The 22,206-nt window shown below is 59.3% G+C and carries 23 protein-coding genes and 2 pseudogenes; 16 read left to right on the top strand and 9 right to left on the bottom strand.

Annotated elements, in window-relative coordinates; genetic code table 11:
• Window positions 1-123: 123 nt before the first annotated feature.
• A complete protein-coding gene (locus BMX92_RS24125) occupies window positions 124-1,647 on the top strand; it encodes an ABC1 kinase family protein (protein WP_093021412.1) in 1,524 nt (507 codons plus the stop codon).
• A gap of 436 nt (window positions 1,648-2,083) precedes the next feature.
• Window positions 2,084-4,612, top strand: coding sequence for a PAS domain-containing protein (locus BMX92_RS24120; protein ID WP_093021444.1), 2,529 nt, complete (start codon window positions 2,084-2,086; stop codon window positions 4,610-4,612).
• Between the two features lie 12 nt (window positions 4,613-4,624).
• Here BMX92_RS24120 and BMX92_RS24115 read toward each other — a convergent pair whose 3' ends face one another.
• A complete protein-coding gene (locus BMX92_RS24115) occupies window positions 4,625-5,071 on the bottom strand; it encodes a response regulator (protein WP_093021409.1) in 447 nt (148 codons plus the stop codon).
• Complete coding sequence (locus BMX92_RS24110; protein WP_093021406.1) at window positions 5,068-6,174, bottom strand: PAS domain-containing protein; 1,107 nt, start codon at window positions 6,172-6,174, stop codon at window positions 5,068-5,070. The genes BMX92_RS24115 and BMX92_RS24110 overlap by 4 nt, the downstream gene beginning before the upstream one ends.
• Before the next feature lie 149 nt (window positions 6,175-6,323).
• Here BMX92_RS24110 and BMX92_RS24105 point away from each other — a divergent pair, with 149 nt between their 5' ends.
• Window positions 6,324-6,584, top strand: a complete 261-nt coding sequence (locus BMX92_RS24105) for a hypothetical protein (protein WP_093021403.1) — start codon at window positions 6,324-6,326, stop codon at window positions 6,582-6,584.
• Here the strand turns inward: BMX92_RS24105 and BMX92_RS24100 are convergent.
• Window positions 6,554-6,871 (bottom strand): hypothetical protein, encoded by a 318-nt coding sequence (locus BMX92_RS24100; RefSeq protein ID WP_093021400.1) that lies wholly within the window; start codon window positions 6,869-6,871, stop codon window positions 6,554-6,556. The two genes, BMX92_RS24105 and BMX92_RS24100, sit on opposite strands and share 31 nt — an antisense overlap.
• An 89-nt stretch (window positions 6,872-6,960) precedes the next feature.
• Here BMX92_RS24100 and BMX92_RS24095 point away from each other — a divergent pair, with 89 nt between their 5' ends.
• From BMX92_RS24095 to BMX92_RS24070, 6 genes are all read left to right on the top strand, one after another.
• The gene (locus BMX92_RS24095; protein WP_093021397.1) at window positions 6,961-7,383 is read left to right on the top strand and encodes an IS66-like element accessory protein TnpA; all 423 of its coding nucleotides are present in this window, start codon (window positions 6,961-6,963) and stop codon (window positions 7,381-7,383) included.
• Between the two features lie 26 nt (window positions 7,384-7,409).
• Window positions 7,410-7,733: an IS66 family insertion sequence element accessory protein TnpB gene (tnpB, locus tag BMX92_RS24090; protein WP_143066886.1), complete on the top strand. Its 324-nt coding sequence runs from the start codon at window positions 7,410-7,412 to the stop codon at window positions 7,731-7,733.
• 67 nt (window positions 7,734-7,800) lie between these two features.
• Entirely contained in the window at window positions 7,801-9,270 is a 1,470-nt protein-coding gene (locus tag BMX92_RS24085; protein WP_256213588.1) for an IS66 family transposase, read from the top strand.
• A 45-nt stretch (window positions 9,271-9,315) separates the two neighbouring features.
• The gene (locus BMX92_RS24080; protein ID WP_093021397.1) at window positions 9,316-9,738 is read left to right on the top strand and encodes an IS66-like element accessory protein TnpA; all 423 of its coding nucleotides are present in this window, start codon (window positions 9,316-9,318) and stop codon (window positions 9,736-9,738) included.
• Window positions 9,739-9,764: 26 nt separating this feature from the next.
• The gene (tnpB, locus tag BMX92_RS24075; RefSeq protein ID WP_143066886.1) at window positions 9,765-10,088 is read left to right on the top strand and encodes an IS66 family insertion sequence element accessory protein TnpB; all 324 of its coding nucleotides are present in this window, start codon (window positions 9,765-9,767) and stop codon (window positions 10,086-10,088) included.
• Between the two features lie 67 nt (window positions 10,089-10,155).
• A complete protein-coding gene (locus tag BMX92_RS24070) occupies window positions 10,156-11,715 on the top strand; it encodes an IS66 family transposase (protein WP_093021394.1) in 1,560 nt (519 codons plus the stop codon).
• 188 nt (window positions 11,716-11,903) lie between these two features.
• Here the strand turns inward: BMX92_RS24070 and BMX92_RS28480 are convergent, their stop codons facing one another.
• The 3 genes from BMX92_RS28480 to BMX92_RS27115 form a co-directional block, all read right to left on the bottom strand.
• Window positions 11,904-12,326: an IS4/Tn5 family transposase DNA-binding protein gene (locus tag BMX92_RS28480; protein WP_177185238.1), complete on the bottom strand. Its 423-nt coding sequence runs from the start codon at window positions 12,324-12,326 to the stop codon at window positions 11,904-11,906.
• Between the two features lie 1,130 nt (window positions 12,327-13,456).
• On the bottom strand, window positions 13,457-14,566 hold the full coding sequence (locus tag BMX92_RS24055; RefSeq protein ID WP_093021385.1) for an IS110 family transposase: 1,110 nt from the start codon (window positions 14,564-14,566) through the stop codon (window positions 13,457-13,459).
• 237 nt (window positions 14,567-14,803) lie between these two features.
• Window positions 14,804-14,995: a hypothetical protein gene (locus tag BMX92_RS27115; protein ID WP_143066885.1), complete on the bottom strand. Its 192-nt coding sequence runs from the start codon at window positions 14,993-14,995 to the stop codon at window positions 14,804-14,806.
• A 129-nt stretch (window positions 14,996-15,124) separates the two neighbouring features.
• On the opposite strand from BMX92_RS27115, the gene BMX92_RS24050 reads away from it, so the two are divergent.
• Together BMX92_RS24050 and BMX92_RS24045 are read left to right on the top strand one after the other, a co-directional pair.
• Window positions 15,125-15,724: an ATP-binding protein gene (locus BMX92_RS24050; RefSeq protein ID WP_093021442.1), complete on the top strand. Its 600-nt coding sequence runs from the start codon at window positions 15,125-15,127 to the stop codon at window positions 15,722-15,724.
• Between the two features lie 140 nt (window positions 15,725-15,864).
• Entirely contained in the window at window positions 15,865-16,059 is a 195-nt protein-coding gene (locus tag BMX92_RS24045) for a hypothetical protein (protein WP_143066884.1), read from the top strand.
• Window positions 16,060-16,365: 306 nt separating this feature from the next.
• Here BMX92_RS24045 and BMX92_RS24040 read toward each other — a convergent pair whose 3' ends face one another.
• Together BMX92_RS24040 and BMX92_RS27570 are read right to left on the bottom strand one after the other, a co-directional pair.
• Window positions 16,366-16,806, bottom strand: a complete 441-nt coding sequence (locus BMX92_RS24040; protein ID WP_177185237.1) for an amidase family protein — start codon at window positions 16,804-16,806, stop codon at window positions 16,366-16,368.
• Window positions 16,769-17,110: a hypothetical protein gene (locus BMX92_RS27570; protein WP_177185236.1), complete on the bottom strand. Its 342-nt coding sequence runs from the start codon at window positions 17,108-17,110 to the stop codon at window positions 16,769-16,771. The genes BMX92_RS24040 and BMX92_RS27570 overlap by 38 nt, the downstream gene beginning before the upstream one ends.
• Before the next feature lie 23 nt (window positions 17,111-17,133).
• On the opposite strand from BMX92_RS27570, the pseudogene BMX92_RS24035 reads away from it, so the two are divergent.
• Both BMX92_RS24035 and BMX92_RS27110 read left to right on the top strand, forming a co-directional pair.
• Window positions 17,134-17,741: pseudogene (locus BMX92_RS24035) on the top strand (IS5 family transposase); the annotation flags it as partial.
• Between the two features lie 269 nt (window positions 17,742-18,010).
• Window positions 18,011-18,199, top strand: a complete 189-nt coding sequence (locus tag BMX92_RS27110) for a hypothetical protein (RefSeq protein ID WP_143066882.1) — start codon at window positions 18,011-18,013, stop codon at window positions 18,197-18,199.
• A 1,103-nt stretch (window positions 18,200-19,302) separates the two neighbouring features.
• Here BMX92_RS27110 and BMX92_RS27780 read toward each other — a convergent pair.
• A pseudogene (locus tag BMX92_RS27780) lies at window positions 19,303-19,476 on the bottom strand (IS5/IS1182 family transposase); the annotation flags it as partial.
• A gap of 121 nt (window positions 19,477-19,597) precedes the next feature.
• Here BMX92_RS27780 and BMX92_RS24025 point away from each other — a divergent pair.
• The 3 genes from BMX92_RS24025 (at window position 19,598) to BMX92_RS24015 (ending at window position 22,036) form a co-directional block, all read left to right on the top strand.
• A complete protein-coding gene (locus BMX92_RS24025) occupies window positions 19,598-19,957 on the top strand; it encodes an IS66-like element accessory protein TnpA (protein ID WP_093021439.1) in 360 nt (119 codons plus the stop codon).
• Window positions 19,954-20,301, top strand: coding sequence for an IS66 family insertion sequence element accessory protein TnpB (gene tnpB / locus BMX92_RS24020; RefSeq protein WP_093021376.1), 348 nt, complete (start codon window positions 19,954-19,956; stop codon window positions 20,299-20,301). The genes BMX92_RS24025 and tnpB (BMX92_RS24020) overlap by 4 nt, the downstream gene beginning before the upstream one ends.
• A gap of 88 nt (window positions 20,302-20,389) precedes the next feature.
• Window positions 20,390-22,036 (top strand): IS66 family transposase, encoded by a 1,647-nt coding sequence (locus BMX92_RS24015; protein ID WP_093021373.1) that lies wholly within the window; start codon window positions 20,390-20,392, stop codon window positions 22,034-22,036.
• Window positions 22,037-22,206: the final 170 nt, after the last annotated feature.

The raw sequence follows: 22,206 nt of genomic DNA, 5'->3' as shown, positions 1-22,206 counted from the left end.
AAGGCGGCCCATATTAGTCGAACTCCGCGCTAGGCGGCGGACGCAGCCAGACAGATATGTCCACTTATTACGTGATAACCGTTCTAAAGGAACAGATGGGCTTGACGATCCGTTTCGCCGGCTATGCTGTTTAAGCCTATACTCGCCGGACGGGACGGTCCTCGCCTAACCGAAATCTTGCAGATCGCATCGCGCTTTGGCCTCGATACGATCCTGGCACGGCTTGGGCTAACACAGCGTGAAGAGGGAGGGGACAAGCTGCAGCAGAGCAATGCCCAGCCCACGCGCACCCGACTGGCTCTAGAGGAACTCGGCCCGACTTTCATAAAACTTGGGCAGATTTTGGCGACGCGCGGCGATTTGTTAGCACCAGATTGGATTGCCGAGTTGGAGAAGCTGCATAGCCAGACGCCGACTCTTCCCTTTGTAGACCTACGTCCTGCAGTCGTAGCTGCGCTGGGAGAGGGCCCTGAGGCCGCGTTCCTCAGCTTTGACCCCGAGCCGCTCGCCGCCGCCTCTATAGCGCAGGTTCACCGGGCCACGCTGCATGACGGGCGCAAGGTCGTGCTCAAGATCCAGCGGCCTGGCATCCGCCCGAAGATGGAGGCGGACCTACGACTGATCGCTCAGGCAGCAAAAATTGTGGAGGCCGTCAGCGTAGAGGCGCGGCGGTTCCAGCCCGTGGCAATGATGCGCCAACTTACGGCGGCGGTGCTCGAAGAACTCGACTTTACCAATGAGGGCCGAAATGCCGATCGGCTGCGGAGCGATTTCGCGCATGAGCCCCGGGTCGCCGTCCCCGAAATCCATTGGGAATGGTCATGCGAAACCCTGCTGGTGATGGATTATGTCGAGGGCATTGCGCCGCGCGATCCTGAAGCGCTGCTTGCCATAGGTATCGATCCTAATGCGATCGCCGCGCTGGGTGCGGAGATCGTCCTCGATATGGTGCTGATCAACGGACGGTTTCATGGCGATCCGCATCCTGGCAACCTGTTATGCCTGCCCGGCAATCGCATCGCCCTTCTGGACATGGGGATGATCGGTCACGTCTCGCCGCGCCGGCGGCAGGAATTCATTGCCTTCACCCAATCGCTTACGTCCGCAGATCCGGCGCAACTGGCAGATGTTCTACTGGTCTGGTCGGCGGGGAGCGAGGTTCCGCGCGAAAGGGTGGTTGAGGCGGCCGAGCGGCTCGTGGCGCGCCATGGCGGCGGCCGCCTTCTCCTCAGTGCGATGGTAGCGGATTTCCTGCCATTGATGCGTGAACAAGGGCTGCTGATGCCGCCTGATCTGCTGCTCATTTTTAAGGCGCTGATTACCATCGACGGCGTGTTGACCGCGATCGCGCCAGGTTTTGATCTCTCCAGTGCGATGCAAGGCGCCGCGACCAAAGTGGCTGCGGCAAAGCTCTCTCCGGAGCATTGGCTGCCGATCCTGACATCCTTGGCGTGGGAAATATCGAAAGTCACTGATGACGCGCCGCGCCTTCTACGAGCCGTCATACAGCGCCTGGAAGAAAACAGCTCGGCGGCGCGAGCCTATTCCGATCCGTCACTTTTCATATCTCAGGCAGGAAACAGAATAGCCCTTGCCATCGTGACTGGTCTGGCTTTGATTGCTGGCGCGCTACTCCTGATCCGCTGATGCGAAATGATGTCGCCCCCAAAGTCCAGAGGCAGCTTTCGTGATCGCGCTGCGAATGGCGAGGTTGGAGGAACGTCTGAATATGTCAAATTCGGCCGTTTGCGTTCCTACAGGGGAACGGCGATATCTGGTCGGCAACTGACCCGCGCGAGCATCGGCTAATCCAGCGTTCCGGCTCCTAACCGGACGGTCGCCTACCAGCCAAAGCTACCCATCTTCATCGCCACCACCTTAATCTCCCAGCAAATGCGAACCAGTCCGCGTTCTCGGTTTGACCTCAAAATCCGGGTGCACGCTGTCGCTATTTGTCGTATGGGTCAGAGCCAATCAGCAGGCTCGATACCAAGGAATCTCTTTGTCTAACGGAAATGGCCCGGACGGTCGGTCCGGCAAAAGCGTTGCCGACGATCAGCGCATCGCGATCGAGTTGTCGGGGATGGATCGGCATACCGACCCCTTTGTCGCGGCCGTTCACGCGACGCGCATGCCGATGATCATCACTAACCCAAGACTGCCCGATAATCCGGTGGTCTTCGCTAACGATTCATTCTGTCAGCTTACAGGCTATGCACGCGAGGAAATTGTTGGGCGCAATTGCCGTTTCCTTCAAGGTAAGGACACTGATCCCGCCACCCAGCGCGCCTTGCATGATGCAGTCGAGCAGGTGGTGCCGCTAGAGACCGATATTCTCAACTATCGCAAGGACGGAAGCCCTTTCTGGAACAGGCTGCTGCTGGCGCCAGTCTTCGATGCTGATGAGAAATTGGCGTATTTCTTCGCCAGTCAGGTCGATGTGACGCTCCAACGAGAACGCCTGTTTGGCCTTGAACGTGACAATGCGGCGTTGATGGCGGAGATGACAAGCCGCCTACGGTCCCAGCAGGAGAAGGAGCGCGAACTCGCCTTGGCTTTAAGGGCTGGCGGCTTCGGTACGTGGAGCTTTGCTGTCGAAAGCAAGGCGCTGACCGCTTCCGACGAATGCAAATCTCTTTTCGGACGTCATCCTTATCAGCCATTTACATATGCCGACCGCATCGCTGCGATCCATCCGGACGATCGGCAGCGTGCGATTGACAGCCTGGAGGATGCGAGCGGGCAGCAACGCGACTATCACGAGGAATATCGCATCATCTGGCCTGATGGCAGCCTCCATTGGCTGTCTTCGCGCGGGCAGCCATTTTTCGATCCCGATGGACGCCTTGTGCGGATTGCCGGGGTTTCGATGGACATCACAAACGCTAAGCAAAGCGAGTTGAAGCGACAGGCGCTGGTCCGTCTCAACGACCTGTTCCGCGACCTCGATCACAGCGCAGATATTTCCTACGTCGCTGCCGAGATATTGGGTACGACATTGGCGGTGAGCCGGGCCGGCTATGGTCTCGTTGATCCAGTCAATGAAACCATCACCATTGAGCGAGACTGGAATGCGCCCGGTGTTACCACCATCGCTGGCACCTTGGCGTTTCGCGAACATGGGTCTTACATCGAGGACCTGAAACGTGGCGATACGGCGACCGTCGATGATTCCCGTCTCGATAGCCGGACCGCAGATACTTCGGCGGTACTTGAGGCGATCAGTGCCCAATCATTCATCAATATGCCGCTGACTGAGCAGGGTGGTTTTGTCGCCCTGATTTTCGTCAATAACGCCATGCCTCGTCACTGGACGGACGAGGATATTGCCTTCGTCCGCGAGGTGGCCGAGCGGACCCGGGATGCGACCGAGCGGCGTCGAGCCGAGCGGGAGCTGTCGGAACTGGCCTCCTCTCTCGAACAACAGGTGGCTGAACGAACCGTAGAACTGGTGATCGCGCAGGAGGCGCTACATCAGAGCCAGAAGATGGAGGCGGTTGGCCAGCTCACAGGCGGCTTGGCGCATGACTTCAACAATCTGCTGGCCGGGATCAGCGGCAGTCTGGAGATGATTAAACTTCGGCGCGGTCAGGGCAGGATCGCCGATGTCGATCGCTATATCGACGTTGCACAAGGGGCCACGCAGCGGGCTGCGGCACTCACGCATCGTTTGCTCGCTTTCAGCCGTCGGCAGACGCTTGATCCCCGCGCGACGGATGCCAACTCGCTCATATATGGGATGGAGGAATTGGTTCGCCGCACGGTAGGACCGGCGATATTGGTAGAAACCGCGCTGGCCACAGATTTAAGCTCGACGCTGGTCGATCCAAGCCAGCTTGAGAATGCCCTGCTCAATCTATGCATCAATGCACGCGACGCCATGCCGGATGGCGGTCGCATCATGATCGAGACGCAGGACAGGATAGTGGATGTTCAGGCTGGGCGCGAACGCGACATCGAGCCCGGCCACTATGTTTGTCTTTCCGTAAGTGACACCGGCAGCGGCATGACGCCGGATGTCATTGCCAAGGCATTCGACCCATTCTTTACAACGAAGCCGATCGGCAGCGGGACAGGCCTTGGCCTATCCATGATCTATGGCTTTGCCCGCCAATCCGGCGGTCAGGTGCGGATACATTCGACGCCGGGTATCGGCACGTCGGTCATCATCTACCTTCCGGCCAGCAGCCAAGCCGCAATCGATGATCCAGTCGCCAACCAGTTGGCCGATGCGCCACGGACCGACAGCGGTGAAACTGTGCTAATCGTCGATGACGAGCCTTCTATTCGCCTGCTGGTGTCTGAAACCCTTGCCGACCTTGGCTATACGGCGCTTGAGGCCGAGGACGGGCCATCGGCCTTGAAATTGCTGACGGCGGATCGGCACATAGATCTTCTCATTACCGATGTCGGCCTACCGGGTATGAATGGCCGCCAGCTAGCCGATGCCGTGCGCTCGATCCGCCCTGGCATCAAGATTTTGTTCATTACCGGCTATGCCGAGAATGCCGTGCTGAATCACGGTCATCTAGAGCCAGGGATGCACGTCATCACCAAGCCGTTCGCCATGGAAGCGCTCGCTACGCGGATCAAAGACCTTCTTACTCAATAAGCCGGCACCGAGCTACATCACTGCCCAGCGCAGCTCCAGATGTGGGGACGGAATAAGGCTTGCTGGTCTGAGAGAATGAGGGGGTGGGTCAAAAACGCCTTGGGCGAGATAATGGATCGCGTTTACGACGCCGGCATGGGAGAATGGTTTGGCAATCACCCCATGGGCACCTACAAAATCTTCCGGAATTTGTGCGACATTGGCGGTCACAAAAACGACCAAGGCGTCAGGCCACCGCTGCTGGATGAGCTTGCATACGTCGAGACCATTAGAGCCATTGGCCAGATGCAAATCTACAAAAGCCAGTTGAGGATCGAGAGAATCCGGCAACCTTTCCACCTCTTCCAGACTGGCCGCCTCGCCCAGCACCTGATGACCGCTATCCTCGATTATGGCTTCTATATCCATGGCGAGCAGCATTTCATCCTCGACAATGAGAACCTTCATGGCATCGGTCATTTGGGCGTCCCATTGTAAGGAAAGGTGATAGTCACGCAGGTGCCAGGAGCGCCATCGCTCCAGACAGCTTCCGCGCTCGCCTGACGGGCAAGCCTTGTCACAAGAGACATTCCAATACTCTTAGTGCGTTTCTGACAAATCAGTCCCGGGCCGTCGTCGCAAATTCGAATGACGCCGCGCTCGTCATCATCGCTGACCAACAATCGCAGCGTGCCGGAACGGCCGTTTGCGAACCCATGCTTGATCGCATTGGTCAGGATTTCGTTCAGGATCAAGCCGAGTGCAGATGCGTGCGCAGGGTTCACGAACAACGGGCCAGCATCGATTTCGGTTTGTATATCCGCTCGACCGCTAGCCCCCACAACATCGAGCGTGAGGCTTTCTGCGAAAGCACCGATGTCAAACTTCGTTATATCGGAAGACTGGTAAAGCTGGCGATGGACCACGGCTAACGCATCGACCCGCTCCAGCATGGAATCCAGCTTTGCCATGATTGCCGGATCTTCGATCGTCCTGACTTGCAGTCGCAAGAGCGAGCCGATCATCGTTAGATTATTTTTTACGCGGTGATCGACCTCGTGAAGCAGGATGGTCTTTGCCTCCAGCGCCGCCCGAAGGTCTGCGGTGCGCCGCTCGACTTCCTGCTCGACCAGTTCCTTTTGCTGGTTGATGATATTATGGGCCTCGACCCTCTCAGTGACATCGAGCTGTGACGCGAAGAAAAAGCGGATGATCCCGTCTTTGTCGCGAACCGGCGACATATAGAGGGCGTTCCAGAATCTGCTGCCGTCCTTACGATAGTTTAGCAGATCGACATCGATATCGTGGCCTTGGTCGATGGCACGACGCACCCTCGCAACAGCGTCGGGGTCTGTGTCAGGTCCCTGCAGAAACCGACAGTTCCGACCAATGATTTCCTCGCGTGCGTAGCCCGTTAGCTCTTGGAAGGCGACGTTACAAAAAACGATCGGGTTATCATCCTGCGCCGGATCGGTGATGACCATCGGCATTCGCGTAGCGCGAACGGCCGCAGCAAACGGATCCCCCCGTCCGTGCTCATAATCCAGTACGTCAGTCAGATGCCAATCGTCGCGCTGCTTCACAGATGTCTCTCCGGCGGGCGCCGAAGGGCTTGGCGCGGTAAGATAACTATAGGGTTCAAATGCGGTTCCAGTGCGAGGTTCGATCCCATACAACGTGAGGCTGCTAACTCGACCTGCCGACGGCGGTGCGGTTAGGGTATCGTACCGAGATGACCGACGAACCCGATCAAGCTGCGAACGACGCATGGCAGACCACCTTCCATGAAGCGGCCTACCGCTTCTCGGTAGCACTGAAGGAACTCCACCAAACAAATCCGTGGCCGGAAACTCCAGTTCTGGCTCCGGCGATCAATCTGCTCGCAACCGAACTATGGGACCGGTGCTTCAGCCTGGCCGAGATCACCTCCGCTTTCAAGGATGCAGCCGCTGATCTACCACGTTATGCGGCTGGCGAAGAGGTTCGCCCCTGACGCCCGTTTATGGGTTCACGACCTAAGAAATCGGTGCCGGCTTCGCGCGCAGCACAGAAAAACTTATAAATGTCGTTTTCGCGATCTCCGATGTGGATCAGGCGCTGGCTTTCGCCCAGCAGGGCAGTGGAGGCGCGCATATTCTCCAGCCAGCGGATGCTCTCCTTGGTTTCGATCGGTACCCTCGTCGGATTTATATGACGCTTAAGCGCCGAGGTGCCTTTTAATTTGCTACGTGACCAGAACTTGATCGCCGCCAGGCCGAGCGGCAAACCTTCGGTCGTCACTGCCAGGCTACTGTAAGCGCGAAAACGTCCCCACATTTTCGTAGGCGCTGATCTGGCTATGTTTCGTCCCTCGTCTGAGGGGTGTCGTAATGGCCGATGATGTAAGAACATTCGAAACAGGTTTCGAAAGGCAGGAGGGTCAGCGACCCTCGCGTATGGACGTCATTCCAGCAGGGCCGATGCGGCGCCGCTGGTCGGCCGAGGCCAAGGCACGGATCATCGCGTCGAGTTTTGAGCCCGGCGCCAACATCGCGGAAATTGCGCGAACGCATGGACTGCTACCGCAGCAGCTCTACGCATGGCGACATGACAGCATTCCGAGCAAGCGCTTGGCCGGCAAGAAGCTGGACTTTGTCCCGGCGGTGATTGAAGATGCGGGCGGCACCGGCTCTGTTGATGGCGGCGGCGCTGAGATCGTGATCCGCACGGCCGCCCTCGCGATCCATGTACCGCCAGGCGCGAGCGAGGATCATATCGCCCGGGTCCTCGCCGCTGTGAGCCGGACGGGGTGATCATCCCGCCAGGGCCGCTCAAGGTGATGGTGGCGACAAAGCCGGTCGACTTCAGGAAAGGCGCCGTCAGCCTGGCGGCGCTGGTCGAGCATGAACTCGGACTCAAGCCCTTCTCGGGGGTGGTCTTCATCTTCCGCTCGAAGCGGGCGAACAGGATCAAGCTGCTGGTCTGGGACGGCACCGGCCTGGTGCTTGTGAGCAAGGTCTTGCAGACCGGAGGCTTTCATTGGCCCCGGGCGCACGATGGCGTGATGCGGCTGTCGGCATCGCAGGCGTCGGCCTTGTTCGAAGGGCTGCAATGGTCGAAAATGCACACGCCGCGCACTCAGGTTCCGGTGACGACGCGATAGGTCGCACGCCCGATTCCTCTGATCGAAAGGCCATTGCGGACCGCTCCAAAACTGCCAGAAATGGGGTATGTCCGCCACGGCAGCCGACCTTCCTGACAATGTCGCCACCCTCAAGGCGATGGTCCTGGCCGGCCTCGAGCGTGAAGCCCGGATGCAGCATATCATCGACCAGATCACCCGCACGACCTTCGGGAAACGGTCGGAGAAGCTGAGCGAAGATCAGTTGGCGCTTGCCTTCGATGATCTTGACGTCGCCCGTGCTGAACTCGAGGCGCTCGGTGAGCAGGCAGCAGGCCAGAAGAAGGAACGGGCACGAAGGGAAAGCGGGACGGCGCGGGCCTCGCTGCCGGCGCACCTGACCCGCGTTGAGGAAGTGATCCTCCCTGATGAGAAGGAATGCCCCTGCTGCGGAGGTGCGCTGCACTGCATAGACAGCGACATATCGAGCCGGCTTGATGTCATCCCGGTCCAGTATCGCGTGATCGTCACGTCCCGACCGAAAATGGCGTGCCGCGCATGCAGCGAGGGAGTGTTCCAGGCGCCCGCGCCCAGACATGCGGTGCCAGGCGGCCTGCCCACCGAAGCGCTGATCGCCGATGTGCTCGTCAAGAAATACGCCGATCACACGCCCTTTTATCGCCAGGCGCAGGCGCTGCGGCGGCAGGGCATCGAGATCGACCGGGGAACCATGTGCAACTGGGCGGGCCGAGCTGCGGCTTGGCTCGGGCGCCTGACCGGCCGGATGAAAGCTGATCTGCTGACGGGTGCGAGGCTGTTCGTCGATGAGACCACCGCCAAGGTCCTGGCGCCCGGCACCGGCAAGGTGAAGACGGGATATCTGTGGGCAATCGCTCGTGATGATGGCGCGCATGGCGGCACCGATCCACCGGCGGTCGTCTACACCTACATGCCGGGGCGCGGGAAGGTCTGGGCTGAGAAGCTGCTTGGGGACTTCACCGGCATCGTCCAATGCGATGGCTATGGCGCCTATAAGCATATCGAGGCGCCGGACCGGAAGGGCGGCCCGGGAACGCTCGCCTTCTGCTGGGCGCACGTCAGGCGTGGCTTCTTCGACGATGCCAAGGGCGGCAACGCCCCCGTCGCCGATGAGGCGCTGCGGCGGATCGCCAGCCTCTACAAGGTCGAGGCTCGTATCCGAGGTTCCAGTCCCGAACACAGGTTGGCGATCCGTCAGGCTGAATCCGCTTCGATCATCGCGGAAATGCTGCCCTGGTTCGAGGAAATGCTGCCCAAGCTGCCCCGAGGCTCCAACACAGCCGAGGCCATCAGGTACACCCTCAACCACTGGAAAGGCCTCGTCCGCTTCCTTGAGGATGGGCGGATCGAGCTGGATAACAACACTGTCGAGCGGTCGATCAGGCCGATTACCCTCCAACGAAAAAATGCCCTGTTCACAGGCCATGACCTGGGGGCTGAAAACTGGGCGACCTTCGCCAGCCTCATCGAAACGTGCAAACTGGGCGGCATCAACCCTCAGGCCTACTGTAAGCGCGAAAACGTCCCCACATTTTCGTAGGCGCTGATCTGGCTATGTTTCGTCCCTCGTCTGAGGGGTGTCGTAATGGCCGATGATGTAAGAACATTCGAAACAGGTTTCGAAAGGCAGGAGGGTCAGCGACCCTCGCGTATGGACGTCATTCCAGCAGGGCCGATGCGGCGCCGCTGGTCGGCCGAGGCCAAGGCACGGATCATCGCGTCGAGTTTTGAGCCCGGCGCCAACATCGCGGAAATTGCGCGAACGCATGGACTGCTACCGCAGCAGCTCTACGCATGGCGACATGACAGCATTCCGAGCAAGCGCTTGGCCGGCAAGAAGCTGGACTTTGTCCCGGCGGTGATTGAAGATGCGGGCGGCACCGGCTCTGTTGATGGCGGCGGCGCTGAGATCGTGATCCGCACGGCCGCCCTCGCGATCCATGTACCGCCAGGCGCGAGCGAGGATCATATCGCCCGGGTCCTCGCCGCTGTGAGCCGGACGGGGTGATCATCCCGCCAGGGCCGCTCAAGGTGATGGTGGCGACAAAGCCGGTCGACTTCAGGAAAGGCGCCGTCAGCCTGGCGGCGCTGGTCGAGCATGAACTCGGACTCAAGCCCTTCTCGGGGGTGGTCTTCATCTTCCGCTCGAAGCGGGCGAACAGGATCAAGCTGCTGGTCTGGGACGGCACCGGCCTGGTGCTTGTGAGCAAGGTCTTGCAGACCGGAGGCTTTCATTGGCCCCGGGCGCACGATGGCGTGATGCGGCTGTCGGCATCGCAGGCGTCGGCCTTGTTCGAAGGGCTGCAATGGTCGAAAATGCACACGCCGCGCACTCAGGTTCCGGTGACGACGCGATAGGTCGCACGCCCGATTCCTCTGATCGAAAGGCCATTGCGGACCGCTCCAAAACTGCCAGAAATGGGGTATGTCCGCCACGGCAGCCGACCTTCCTGACAATGTCGCCACCCTCAAGGCGATGGTCCTGGCCGGCCTCGAGCGTGAAGCCCGGATGCAGCATATCATCGACCAGATCACCCGCACGACCTTCGGGAAACGGTCGGAGAAGCTGAGCGAAGATCAGTTGGCGCTTGCCTTCGATGATCTTGACGTCGCCCGTGCTGAACTCGAGGCGCTCGGTGAGCAGGCAGCAGGCCAGAAGAAGGAACGGGCACGAAGGGAAAGCGGGACGGCGCGGGCCTCGCTGCCGGCGCACCTGACCCGCGTTGAGGAAGTGATCCTCCCTGATGAGAAGGAATGCCCCTGCTGCGGAGGTGCGCTGCACTGCATAGACAGCGACATATCGAGCCGGCTTGATGTCATCCCGGTCCAGTATCGCGTGATCGTCACGTCCCGACCGAAAATGGCGTGCCGCGCATGCAGCGAGGGAGTGTTCCAGGCGCCCGCGCCCAGACATGCGGTGCCAGGCGGCCTGCCCACCGAAGCGCTGATCGCCGATGTGCTCGTCAAGAAATACGCCGATCACACGCCCTTTTATCGCCAGGCGCAGGCGCTGCGGCGGCAGGGCATCGAGATCGACCGGGGAACCATGTGCAACTGGGCGGGCCGAGCTGCGGCTTGGCTCGGGCGCCTGACCGGCCGGATGAAAGCTGATCTGCTGACGGGTGCGAGGCTGTTCGTCGATGAGACCACCGCCAAGGTCCTGGCGCCCGGCACCGGCAAGGTGAAGACGGGATATCTGTGGGCAATCGCTCGTGATGATGGCGCGCATGGCGGCACCGATCCACCGGCGGTCGTCTACACCTACATGCCGGGGCGCGGGAAGGTCTGGGCTGAGAAGCTGCTTGGGGACTTCACCGGCATCGTCCAATGCGATGGCTATGGCGCCTATAAGCATATCGAGGCGCCGGACCGGAAGGGCGGCCCGGGAACGCTCGCCTTCTGCTGGGCGCACGTCAGGCGTGGCTTCTTCGACGATGCCAAGGGCGGCAACGCCCCCGTCGCCGATGAGGCGCTGCGGCGGATCGCCAGCCTCTACAAGGTCGAGGCTCGTATCCGAGGTTCCAGTCCCGAACACAGGTTGGCGATCCGTCAGGCTGAATCCGCTTCGATCATCGCGGAAATGCTGCCCTGGTTCGAGGAAATGCTGCCCAAGCTGCCCCGAGGCTCCAACACAGCCGAGGCCATCAGGTACACCCTCAACCACTGGAAAGGCCTCGTCCGCTTCCTTGAGGATGGGCGGATCGAGCTGGATAACAACACTGTCGAGCGGTCGATCAGGCCGATTACCCTCCAACGAAAAAATGCCCTGTTCACAGGCCATGACCTGGGGGCTGAAAACTGGGCGACCTTCGCCAGCCTCATCGAAACGTGCAAACTGGGCGGCATCAACCCTCAGGCCTACCTCACCGACGTCCTCGCCCGTATCGTCCTGCGCGGCGACGCAGATCCAATCGATGATCTGCTCCCATACAACTGGGTAGATAGTCGCGCCGCCGCCACCACCGTCATCGAACAGGCCGCCTAACCCCTCCCTGTGGGGGTGATTTAGCGCTTACGGCCTACCTCACCGACGTCCTCGCCCGTATCGTCCTGCGCGGCGACGCAGATCCAATCGATGATCTGCTCCCATACAACTGGGTAGATAGTCGCGCCGCCGCCACCACCGTCATCGAACAGGCCGCCTAACCCCTCCCTGTGGGGGTGATTTAGCGCTTACAGGCTAGTATGCATCAACAATCCGCAAATTGTATGTCGCCTGGCAATCCCAACCGTCTCGCGTTTGCTTGGGGCATAGCAGATAGCCCCAACCTGTTCGGGCTTTTTGCGCTCATATGAAAATTCGGTTGTATCCTGCAGAACAAGGATGGGTCCATCAACGGCTGCGACACGCGATGCCGTGGATTGGAAATGGCCATGCAGAATTTTGCCTTCGCTAACATCGGCATTCGAAAGAAAGCGATAGGCGGCTTTGGTGTTGGCCCAATCCTGACAGGCGAGCGGAATTGGACCACCTATCGCGCCCGCCATTTTCGTCACCAATTGTCGCAGACGGCGACCAAGGCGCACATCGCCGAAACGTGACCCGGCGAGTTCATCATCTATCCAAGCCTGAGATTCCGTGCTCCCGTCTACCATCGTGCACCTCGCCGGCGCGACCCTGTGCGCGAACATGAATCACAGCCGGTTCCGCTGCCGCAATGCCGCTGCGATCAGCGGAATCTGGCATCCGACCAGATGTGGGTAATTGAAAGCCTCAGGCCCCGTTTACAGATTGACCAGCTATATTTGACTTGAAACTGCGCCGCATAATCTCGTCGATGACTGCCTGCTGCTCAGCGGTCAGATTGTCGGGGTCAACAATAAGAGCGTGTGACGCGGCTAATTCATCGTCGGACATCGCAGCCGCAAGCGCTGCTAATCGAAGGTGATCTTGCATTGCCGCCGTATACAAATCCGATGGCGAAATGAAATTGATCGAGGTTAAGTGGCTAATTTCTTCGAAAATTTCTCAGCGGAAGTGTTGCAGCCTCGTCCACGTTCATTCCCTTGCTGATCCGTATCGAAAACGCAGCAAGGGAAATTCCATTCCCACGGGCTGCCGCGAGCGCACACCGTCCATCTGACGTCTTGAGTTCGCTTATTTTCCGTACCATCGAACGGCCGAACCATCGCAACGCAAAATAGGTCCGGTCGTAACGGTCGCCAATTAAAGCTGGAATGTCGCGTCGCCCGTTGACATGCCTAAGATCCCGGTGGCTCGCTACCGTAAGTCGATCGCAGCGACCTTGGGCGTGACGTTGATAAGGTTCCAAGCGGAAAAGACACAATCCTATTGAACTAACGATCTAAAAGTGTCCGCATATGGCCGCTGCACGAACAGGCTGGTGAGGATTCGCTTACTGAATCTTCGATCTCGTCCGACACCCGCCACCTCGCTAAAAGAGCGGCAATCATCCCGGCGAATGGGCACCGCGCAAGGCGGCCCTCAGGCCCGCTCTCTGATGTCCGTTTTCAACCTTTAAGTTGCGCGCCATCGTCCGCGCAGGAGCGCGGCACCGTATATGGCCGCGTACAGGTGGAGGCGGGACCTGAAGGACGTCGGTGATCAAGCTCTGATACGCGGGTTGAATACCGCATTTCCGTGTATGCGTCCCGGGGCTGATCCGATCTTACAACGGGCGTCGGCTGTGCCGGCCACAAAGCGTGTGACGGATATTCCCCTGCCGTGGTCCCGCCCCCGCCTGTACGCGGGAGCTGCTATTCCATCAGGCTGGCTGCACCTCCCTGGCGACCGCCCACATAAAGCCTGCAAGTTCGCGAGCTATTGCCGTGCAAACGATCGGGGTTTTCTTACCCTTGGCGATGAGCGACCGATATCGCGCCGTCAGTCGGGTCTGCGCTTTCCAGGCGATCTCGCGGACCTTCGGTGTGGTTTGCTCCAGGCGATACAGCTTGGCTTTTCCAACTCGCGGCGGGTGACGGTACGTCCAGGCGCTTTCGACAAGCATATGGCGAACCCAACCGTTGCCTGCCTTTGTGATCCCGCCGCGGCGAACCGTGCCGCCGGAAGATCGCTCTCCGGGCACGAGACCAAGATAGCCCATCAACTGGCGTGGATCGTCAAACCGGCGCATGTCGCCAATCTCAGTTACGAACGTCACAGCGACGATGAGTTCGACACCCCGCAGTGCCTGAAGCGCACGAACGACGGGTGCTAGCGACCAGCCTGGCAGGAACTCCTCGATCGCTGCCTCGATACGTCCGACCCGTTCCTTGGCCACCCTGACCGCATCGACCAGTTCCTGCAGAGCGATTTGATGGGCGGGATGATCGAAGTGCTGTTCTTGTAGCCAGCGAAAGTGGCGGGCTCCCCACGTCGTCTTGCGCGGAAAAATGCGGCCGTGCTTCAGCATGAACGCGTTGACCTGCTGCCGGTGAATGCGCTGGGTCTCAACCGCAGCAGCGCGGGCGCGTACGAGATCGCGCATCGCCTCATGCCCCGCATCGGGCACCCACACCGCCGTCAGTTCGCCGGCTCGCAGCAGCCTGGCGAGCATCATTGCATCGCGCCGATCCGTCTTCACCCGGTCGCCTGCGCGCTTCGGGATCAGCGATGGCGCTACCACCATGCAGGAGTGGCCCACCTCGACTATCAGGCGGTAAAGCCCATAGCCGGTCGGACCAGCCTCATAACAGAAATGCACCACGCCATATTTGGCGGTGATCCGCTGTAGGATGCGCCTCATCGCGTCCAGTGACGCATCGACCTCGCCAAAGAAGCGTACCTCGCCATCGCGCCCACCATCGGCGATTGCGATGGCATTGCGCGCCTTTGCAACATCGATTCCGATGAAAACTTCTGTAGGATGTTCCACGGTTCGTCCTCCTCGTGTGAGGATAGGCTCGGCCCACCCGAGCAACCCTCGGAGCACCAGTGTAGGGCGAACCAACATCTTTCACGAAACGGACATACGGTCTAACGATGCAGGCGCTGACGGGTATAGCTTTTAAGCGCTCGATGACGCTGACGCTCAGTGGATGGCTGAGCGCGACCTCGGTCCCGGTTGACTAATGAACCTCCAAGCGCTCGCCGGCAAACGGTGGCGGGTCATTCAATAAAGCGGAGCTGGAACCGCACTTCGACGATCACGACGGTCGGCCACGCGTTGGGCTATTTCAGCCTCCTTGCGCCAGCTGAGCGCTGCTGCCAACGCGACCGCCCGGACATTTGGAAGGTCGGTGGCATCTGCTCTATCTTGATGTAGTTGAGCTTGATCCCAGCAAAAATTGACGTCCTGAGTCATGGGTGCTCCTGTAGTGCGCCTCCATAACAACTTTACGATCTCTTCGTTTCAGGCAGCTTAACCATTTGTTCATCCAAACCGGTCACTTGAAACGTGGCGAAGCGTCATTATCAGGGACTGCAGGTGCTGATGCTTCGCTATTTCTCCCGTACAGGTCAGGTATTGTGTCTGGCAGCCGTCAAAGCCGGCAAAAGCGTCTCGTTAGTCACGCTTGCGGATTTGATCGGTGCGCTTGCCAAGGCCGAACGGGAGGGCTCGCTGCGCGAGAGGATCCGCTTCTACTGCAGGCCATCTTTGCTGATCGTCGACGAGATCGGTTACCTCCCGGTCATACCCTGCGGTGGCAATCTGTTCTTCCAGCTGGTCAAGGCGCGCTTTGAAAAAGGGTCGATGATCCTTACCTCGAACCGAGGATTTGCCGAATGGGGAGAAATCTTCGGCAGGCCCGTCGTCGCAACCGCGCTGCTTGACCGCCTGTTGCATCACGCCATCGTCATCCCGATCGATGGCTCGAGCTATCGCCTCAGGCGACATGCAGACCTGCTACCTGAGCATGGGCGCTCGACCGCCCGGATGACCCCGCCGGCGCAGACAGAAGCTCGCCGCCGCGGCCGGCAAAAGATGCAGGTGTACCGATGCCCGGCTCCTGAACCTAAAACCGCAAAGTTGAAAATTTTACTTTGCTCGTTCAGTTCAGGCGAAAATTACAGTGCCGTTGACAATAGCTAGCGTTGTGAGTTGCAGGGCGATCGGCGCGGTGTCGCAGGTGCATGGGGTTGGCGCTCAGAATTTTAAACTATCATGAACGAGCGGGCGGAGAGCCAACGGCAAGGTAGTGATCGGCGTTCATTGACATGGAGCTGGCGCATGTGCCCCAGGGCTTGTCGGCTTCGGAATGGGCCTATAAACTTCTCCTGCGCACCACCGCGCTATCCTTCGCGCTCGCCCTCGGCTCCGGTCGATTGGTCACTGTGATGGACGACTTCATGCCCGCACCGACGGCGGTCAACGTCGTCCACCCCAGGGCATCGACAGCGATCGCGGCTGGTCCGCCTTTTGAGTGATTATCTTGCTGCGGCCCTGAAGGAGTAGACGGGCAACCTGCCAATGACGATCGCCAGCTTTTGGGACAGGCCGGGTAAAAAAACGGGTTTGCAGAAGAACGGCCATTATTTCTGACGGGCGCATAACCGGTACAAGTCCAGCCTTCACCGACGGTCTACCAAAGCAATGCGTAAAACAGGCGATTCCATTACTCGCTCAGTTCCGGCTGGCCTATCCCTTGATCGTGAAAAATGTGGCGGCGAACAAGTTCATGTTCGACAGCGATCCAACGCCGCATGCCATTCAGGCATCCGCCAAGGCGCTCCCTAATAGTTGATTTTATCTGTGGGTAGCGCAGGTGTGTAGCGTGGGAGCCTGATGGCCTTCGTGGCTTGCTCAAAATCAAAGGCATATCCAAGAATATCGCCGTCAGCCCAACGTCGCCCCATGAACGAAATTGAAACTGGAAGCTGTTCTCGGGTCATCGCCGCGGCGACGACGGCTTCGGGCAACCCGGTTTCGCTCGCGATTATCGTTCCATGAGTACCGTCCACCTGCTTTCCAGCAGAACGCGCCGACGCGCCCTTCGCCCCCATCGGATCAATTAGGCCTGCGGGCTTTGGCATCGTTGGGTATACGATCGCATCGAGACAATATTTGCTGAATATGGCGTCCACTTCGGCTCGCATCATCGGCAGCGCGGCATCCCGGACGGCTAGGTATTCAGGATCATTGAGGGACATCGCAACAGATGCCTGATACTTCAAGCCGACTGCTTTGCCTGGACTGAGATAATATGAAGCCGGATCGTTCGCCTTCGCGACGAATTCTTGACCCGTGCTTGTCATAGGCGGCGATGCGTGCGAGGTACGCGGCAACAACCTGCTCAACATGCAATCTACCCGATGCGTAAGCCGCCTCGAGTTCGCCAATCGTCGCAACTGTGACATCGATGACTTCACACCGCGCCGAGACCGGCCAACTGAACGCGATCAATGCAGCGGTCAGCGCTCTCCCGCTTCGGCGCCGTGCCTTACGCTTTGCCAAAAGGATGGCAATCTCTGACTGCATGATGTGGCAATTCCTTTGGTAGTTATGGGCCGCGCACCACTTGCTACAATCGCTTCGTGCGATGGCGAAAGGCGGGTGTCTGGGACCGGATGATGGATGCCATCGCTGCTGCCCATGACGGCAACATCCAAATGATCGACAGCACTTCCATCCGGGCGCACCAACAGGCTGCGACGGCAAAAAGGGGGATCGAGATCATTGTCTCGGTCGTTCCCGAGGTGGGCTCACGACCAAAATCCACGCGGTCGTCGATGCGCAAGGCCTCCCGATCCGGCTCGGCCTGACCGCTGGGCAGGCACATGATGGCCAAGTCGCGAACGATCTGCTCAACCACCTTGGGCCGCACATGATCGTGCTCGCCGACAAGGCCTACGATGCTGATTGCATCCGCACGCTGATCGAGGAACAGGGCGCTACGCCCAATATCCCGGCTAAATCCAGTCGAAAGTGGAAGCCCTGCTTCAGCAAGCGGCTCTACCGCGAGCGCAATCTGATTGAGCGCTTCTTTTCCAAACTCAAGCACTTCCGCCGCGTCGCTACCCGCTACGACAAGCTCGCCGCAAACTTCCTTGCCATGGTCCAGCTCGCCTCAATGCGCCTGTGGTTGCGGGCTTATGAGTCTACGGCCTAATCTAATTGAGAAACAGACTTTACGCTATCGGCCATTCCAAACGAAACCTTGCGACAAAATAACGCTAACGACTGATGGGACAACATTTTTCGCCGCCCATAGGTGGAAACGATGTTAGCGGCGGGACTTCGCGAGCATGTATGTTATTGATCGATCCTCGATAAGCACGGTGTTTCCGAAGCAACGACGTCTAAAAACGCATCTGATTTCTCACCCAACAAAGCCGCGCCTAGATTTGGGAAGGGCCGGCCAAATTTTGGACAATCATCATGGCATTTACTGACCAAGAATACCGAGCATGTGCTGAACATATGGTCCGATCCCACGGGAAGAAAGCTTCGGAACGAGTAACCGCGATGGTTCAGCAAATGACAGCAGAGAAAGACTGGCTAGGTGAAAAAATATGGATAACGATTGGTAATTATGTCGATCGCCTTCTTGATACTGATTCACGATGATCTTAGTCCCCAATTACGAGGTATCAAGGCTATTTGGTGAGAAAGGAAGACATGACAAAATTTGTCACTAAAATTTTCTGAAAGGCCATGTCGACTTTGTTTTGTGCAGGCAGAATTTTCCAGTACACTTGGTTAGTGAGTGGGCTGTAGCATGTTTGAACTCGATACTAGGAGTGATACACACGATATTATCATCGTGAAGGCATCGGGAAGGTGGTCTATAATCGACGTCGAAAGACTATACCTGCCATTGAACCGTGAATTAGCTAAAAGGAGATCAGCAAGAATATGCATCCGTGTGCTGGATGATGTTTGTGAAATTACCGGCATTGGGTTCGCTGTTGCCACTTCAACGGTTCGGCACCTACGCCGATCTTTCGACGCGCAAGATCGCGTTGCTATTTTGACTGCAGACGCAGAGAAAAAGGCCATTCCATGAATTGATATGGACGCCACCGGCGCCGCCGTGTTCAGTTCGCGCCCCCCGGCCGAAAAGTGGTTACTGAGCGACCTTGAACGTCCGCATTGATCTGTCGCCTCCGGGGAGGCATCCCGTCGCTTGCGAGTCCTGCGATGTCAACACAGCCGATAGGCTTCAAAACGGCAAAATTCCGCTATTGAGTTTTTCATGGTGCACCAAAAACCGTATACGGATCGTGAAACGCGATTAGTTTCACCGGTGCGACGCCGGAAAATTCTTCGTTGGCAGGAGGGGAGGGTGACGAGGCAGACGGTGAACCTTTGGCCGGTAGGCAAACGTCCGTTTCGGCGCCAGCGCGCCGCCATGGCTGTCATTCACGGTGCGTCGGTTGCCTAACAATATTCGCCTCCCATATGTGGTAGCGCAAACGCTTGGGAAATCCAAAAATAGGCACGTAGCTTTCCTGCGCGATTGACCTCTCTGTTACGGCGCTGGAATGTCTTGTCTAACAGACGGTAAATCCGGCAATGTCGGACGCCATGCGCCGGGTGGAGGCGATGCTGAACGACCGGTTGAGCTAAGTTAGTTTGCCACAATCGCGAAAGACTTTGACTGGTGTCTTTTCGCACCCTTCCGTTGACCCGCAGTCCCGCGCGATAGCTACAGTTCAGAGCAGCCGATTCTGCACGGCGTTGATCACCTCGCGAAAGTCCACCTCACGGGGAAGCCCTCGACACCCGGGCTTGGGCATCAACGGCGACAGGTGATCCCACGCCTCGTCGGTCAAATCGCTCGGATAATGCTTCGTCTTTCTGGCAATCTGGGCCAGTCGCCCCCGGCTTTGCTTCGTCCACATGCAAAGCCTGAATCACCCGCACGCCAGTTGCGCAGTACGCATCCGCTGAGCGGCGCCTTGCCGGTGGAGTGATGGATCGGTCTTAAGGTCGCAGTTATTTGCGAACTTAGGAGCGGTGTTTGTGGGACGGATCACGGTTTTCGGCGGGCCTGAACGCCGCCGTCGCTGGAGTGCTGAGGAACGGCGGCGCATTCTGGAAGAGGCGTTTGCGCCGGGTGCGTGTGTCGCGCAGGTTGCTCGGCGGCATGACGTCTCCACTGCGTTGGTCTATACCTGGCGGCGCAAGCTGAGCGCGGCGCTTGTCGCGTCGCAGGAAGACCATGGCTTCATCGAAGCTGTGGTGCTGGAAGACAAGAGCTCCATGCCCACGGCCGGGCAGCCGGCGATCATGGTCGAGCTTTCCCACGGCGCCCGGGTGAGCATCTACACTTCGGCGTCGCCGACCATGGCAGCGGCCGTCATCAAGGCTTTGGCCCGATGATCCCGATCCCGGGCGGTGTGCGAGTGTGGCTCGCGCTGGGGCACACGGACATGCGGCGGGGAATGCGGTCGCTGGCCCTGCAGGTTCAGAACTCCCTGAACAAGGACGTCCATGCCGGCGATCTGTACGTCTTCCGAGGGCGAAGCGGATCGCTGTGCAAGATCTTGTGGCATGACGGCCTCGGGATGTCGTTATATGCAAAACGCCTGGAAAGAGGGCGTTTTGTCTGGCCATCTGCAAATGACGGCACGATCGCAATCTCGGCGTCAGCGATGGCGTGCCTGTTGGAAGGCGTGGATTGGCGCAATCCGCAAGAGACCTGGCGACCGACGCAGGTCGGGTGATTCCCCGCCCCGTCAAAACAGCAGCAGGACCGGCACAAAAGTGCTGTAAATGCTGGGTTCTTGCGGATTTTCGGGTTATAATCCGCGCATGGTCTTCAGCAACGCATCCGATGAGCTTGTGCAGCTTCGCGCTGAACTTGCCATCGTGCGTGCACAGGCACTGGTAGCAGAGGCTGAGGCCGCCAAAGTCTGGGCGATCAACGCCGATCTGCGGGCTCGCAACGCCCATCTCGAACTGATGAACGAGCAGATGCGCCGCGACAAATATGGTGCGCGCTCCGAGCGCAGCCGGCGCCTGCTGGATCAGCTCGAACTGACCTTCGAGGAACTGGAGGCAAATGCCAGCGAGGCCGAGCTGCTCGGCCAGATCGCAGCTGCCAAGACCACCACGGTCCAGGCGTTCACCCGCAAGAGATCCATCCGCCGCGACTTCCCCGCCGATCTCCCGCGCGAGCAGGTCGTCATCCCCGCGCCGGAACTGTGCCCGTGCTGCGGCTCGGATGATCTGAGCCAGCTTCCCGCAGCGGTCACCGAAACGCTCGAGCGCGTTCCGGCCCGGCACAAGGTGATCCAGACCGTGCGCGAGAAGGTCTCCTGCCACCAGTGCGAGAAGATTAGCCAGCCACCCGCGCCCTTCCACGTAACCCCGCGCGGAATGTTCGGGCCGCACTTCCTGGCGAACATCGCCTTCCAGAAGTACGGCCTGCACCAGCCCCTCAACAGCCAACGGGACAGGCTCGAGGCCGAAGGCATCCCCTTGAGCCTCTCGACCCTTGGCGATCAGATCGGCGCTATCTGTGTGGCGGTAAAGCCCCTGTTCCTGCTGCTGGAAGCCCACGGGCTTGCCGCAGACCGCCTGCATGCCGACGACACCACCGTCCCGCTTCTCGCCAAGCTCAAGACCAGCGTGGCGCGAATATGGGATTATGTGCGCGACGATCGCCCGTTCGGCGGCACGGCCCCGCCGGTGGCGCTATGCTATTACTCGAGCGATCGCAGAGGTGAGCATCCTCGCGCTCACCTGGCAGGCTATGCCGGGATTCTCCAGGTCGACCGGTATGCCGGCTTCAATGCCCTGTTCGAGGAAGGCCGGACGGACAAACCCATGACCCGTGCCAATTGCTGGGTTCATGCACGCCGGGAATTCTTCAAGCTCGTCGATATCAGGCAGCAACTCAAGCGCCGGAAGAAGGGCGCCGCGCCGCTCGTCTCGCCGCTGGCGACCGAGGCGCTCGAGATCATCGACCGGCTCTTTGCCATCGAGCGCGACATCAACGGCCGGCCTGCCGCCGAGCGTCTGGCCGTACGCCAGAAATTATCCGCACCCATCGTTGCCGAGCTCGAGACCTGGATGCGCGAGACCCGCAGCAAGCTGTCTCGTCACGATGCCGTGGCCAAGGCCATCGCCTATCTCCAGAACGACTGGGACGGCTTCACCACCTTCCTCGCCGATGGCCGGATATGCCTCTCCAACAACGCCGCCGAGCGTGAGCTGCGCAGCGTGGCCCGGGGCAGAAAGGCATGGTTGTTCGTCGGCTCTGATCGTGGCGGCCAGCGCGCCGCGATGATGTTCAGCCTCTTCGGCACAGCGCGCCTCAACGACGTCGATCCGCTCGCCTGGTTCACCGACGTCCTTGCCCGGATCGCCGACATACCTCAGAGCCGCCTCCACGAACTCCTCCCATGGAATTGGAAGGCCGCTCAGCAGCAGCTCATACAGGAAATCGCTGCCTGACTTCCTGCAGCTCCGCGCCATCTAGCGGATGCGTACGTTGCGCAATCCCCTCAGCTGTTTTCCAAACAGCCTCTCAGAGACCGTTTGAGAATGGGTTGAGAAATTGACAGCGGCGTGATTCAAGCTCGGGATGTGGACCCGAACGAGCCGTGGCCGAATGGCTGGATTTG

The sequence above is a fragment of the Sphingobium sp. YR768 genome (assembly GCF_900111125.1).
Lineage (GTDB): Bacteria > Pseudomonadota > Alphaproteobacteria > Sphingomonadales > Sphingomonadaceae > Sphingobium.
The sequence above is the reverse complement of the archived record's forward strand: the minus strand, read 5'-3'. Positions and strand labels throughout refer to the sequence as shown.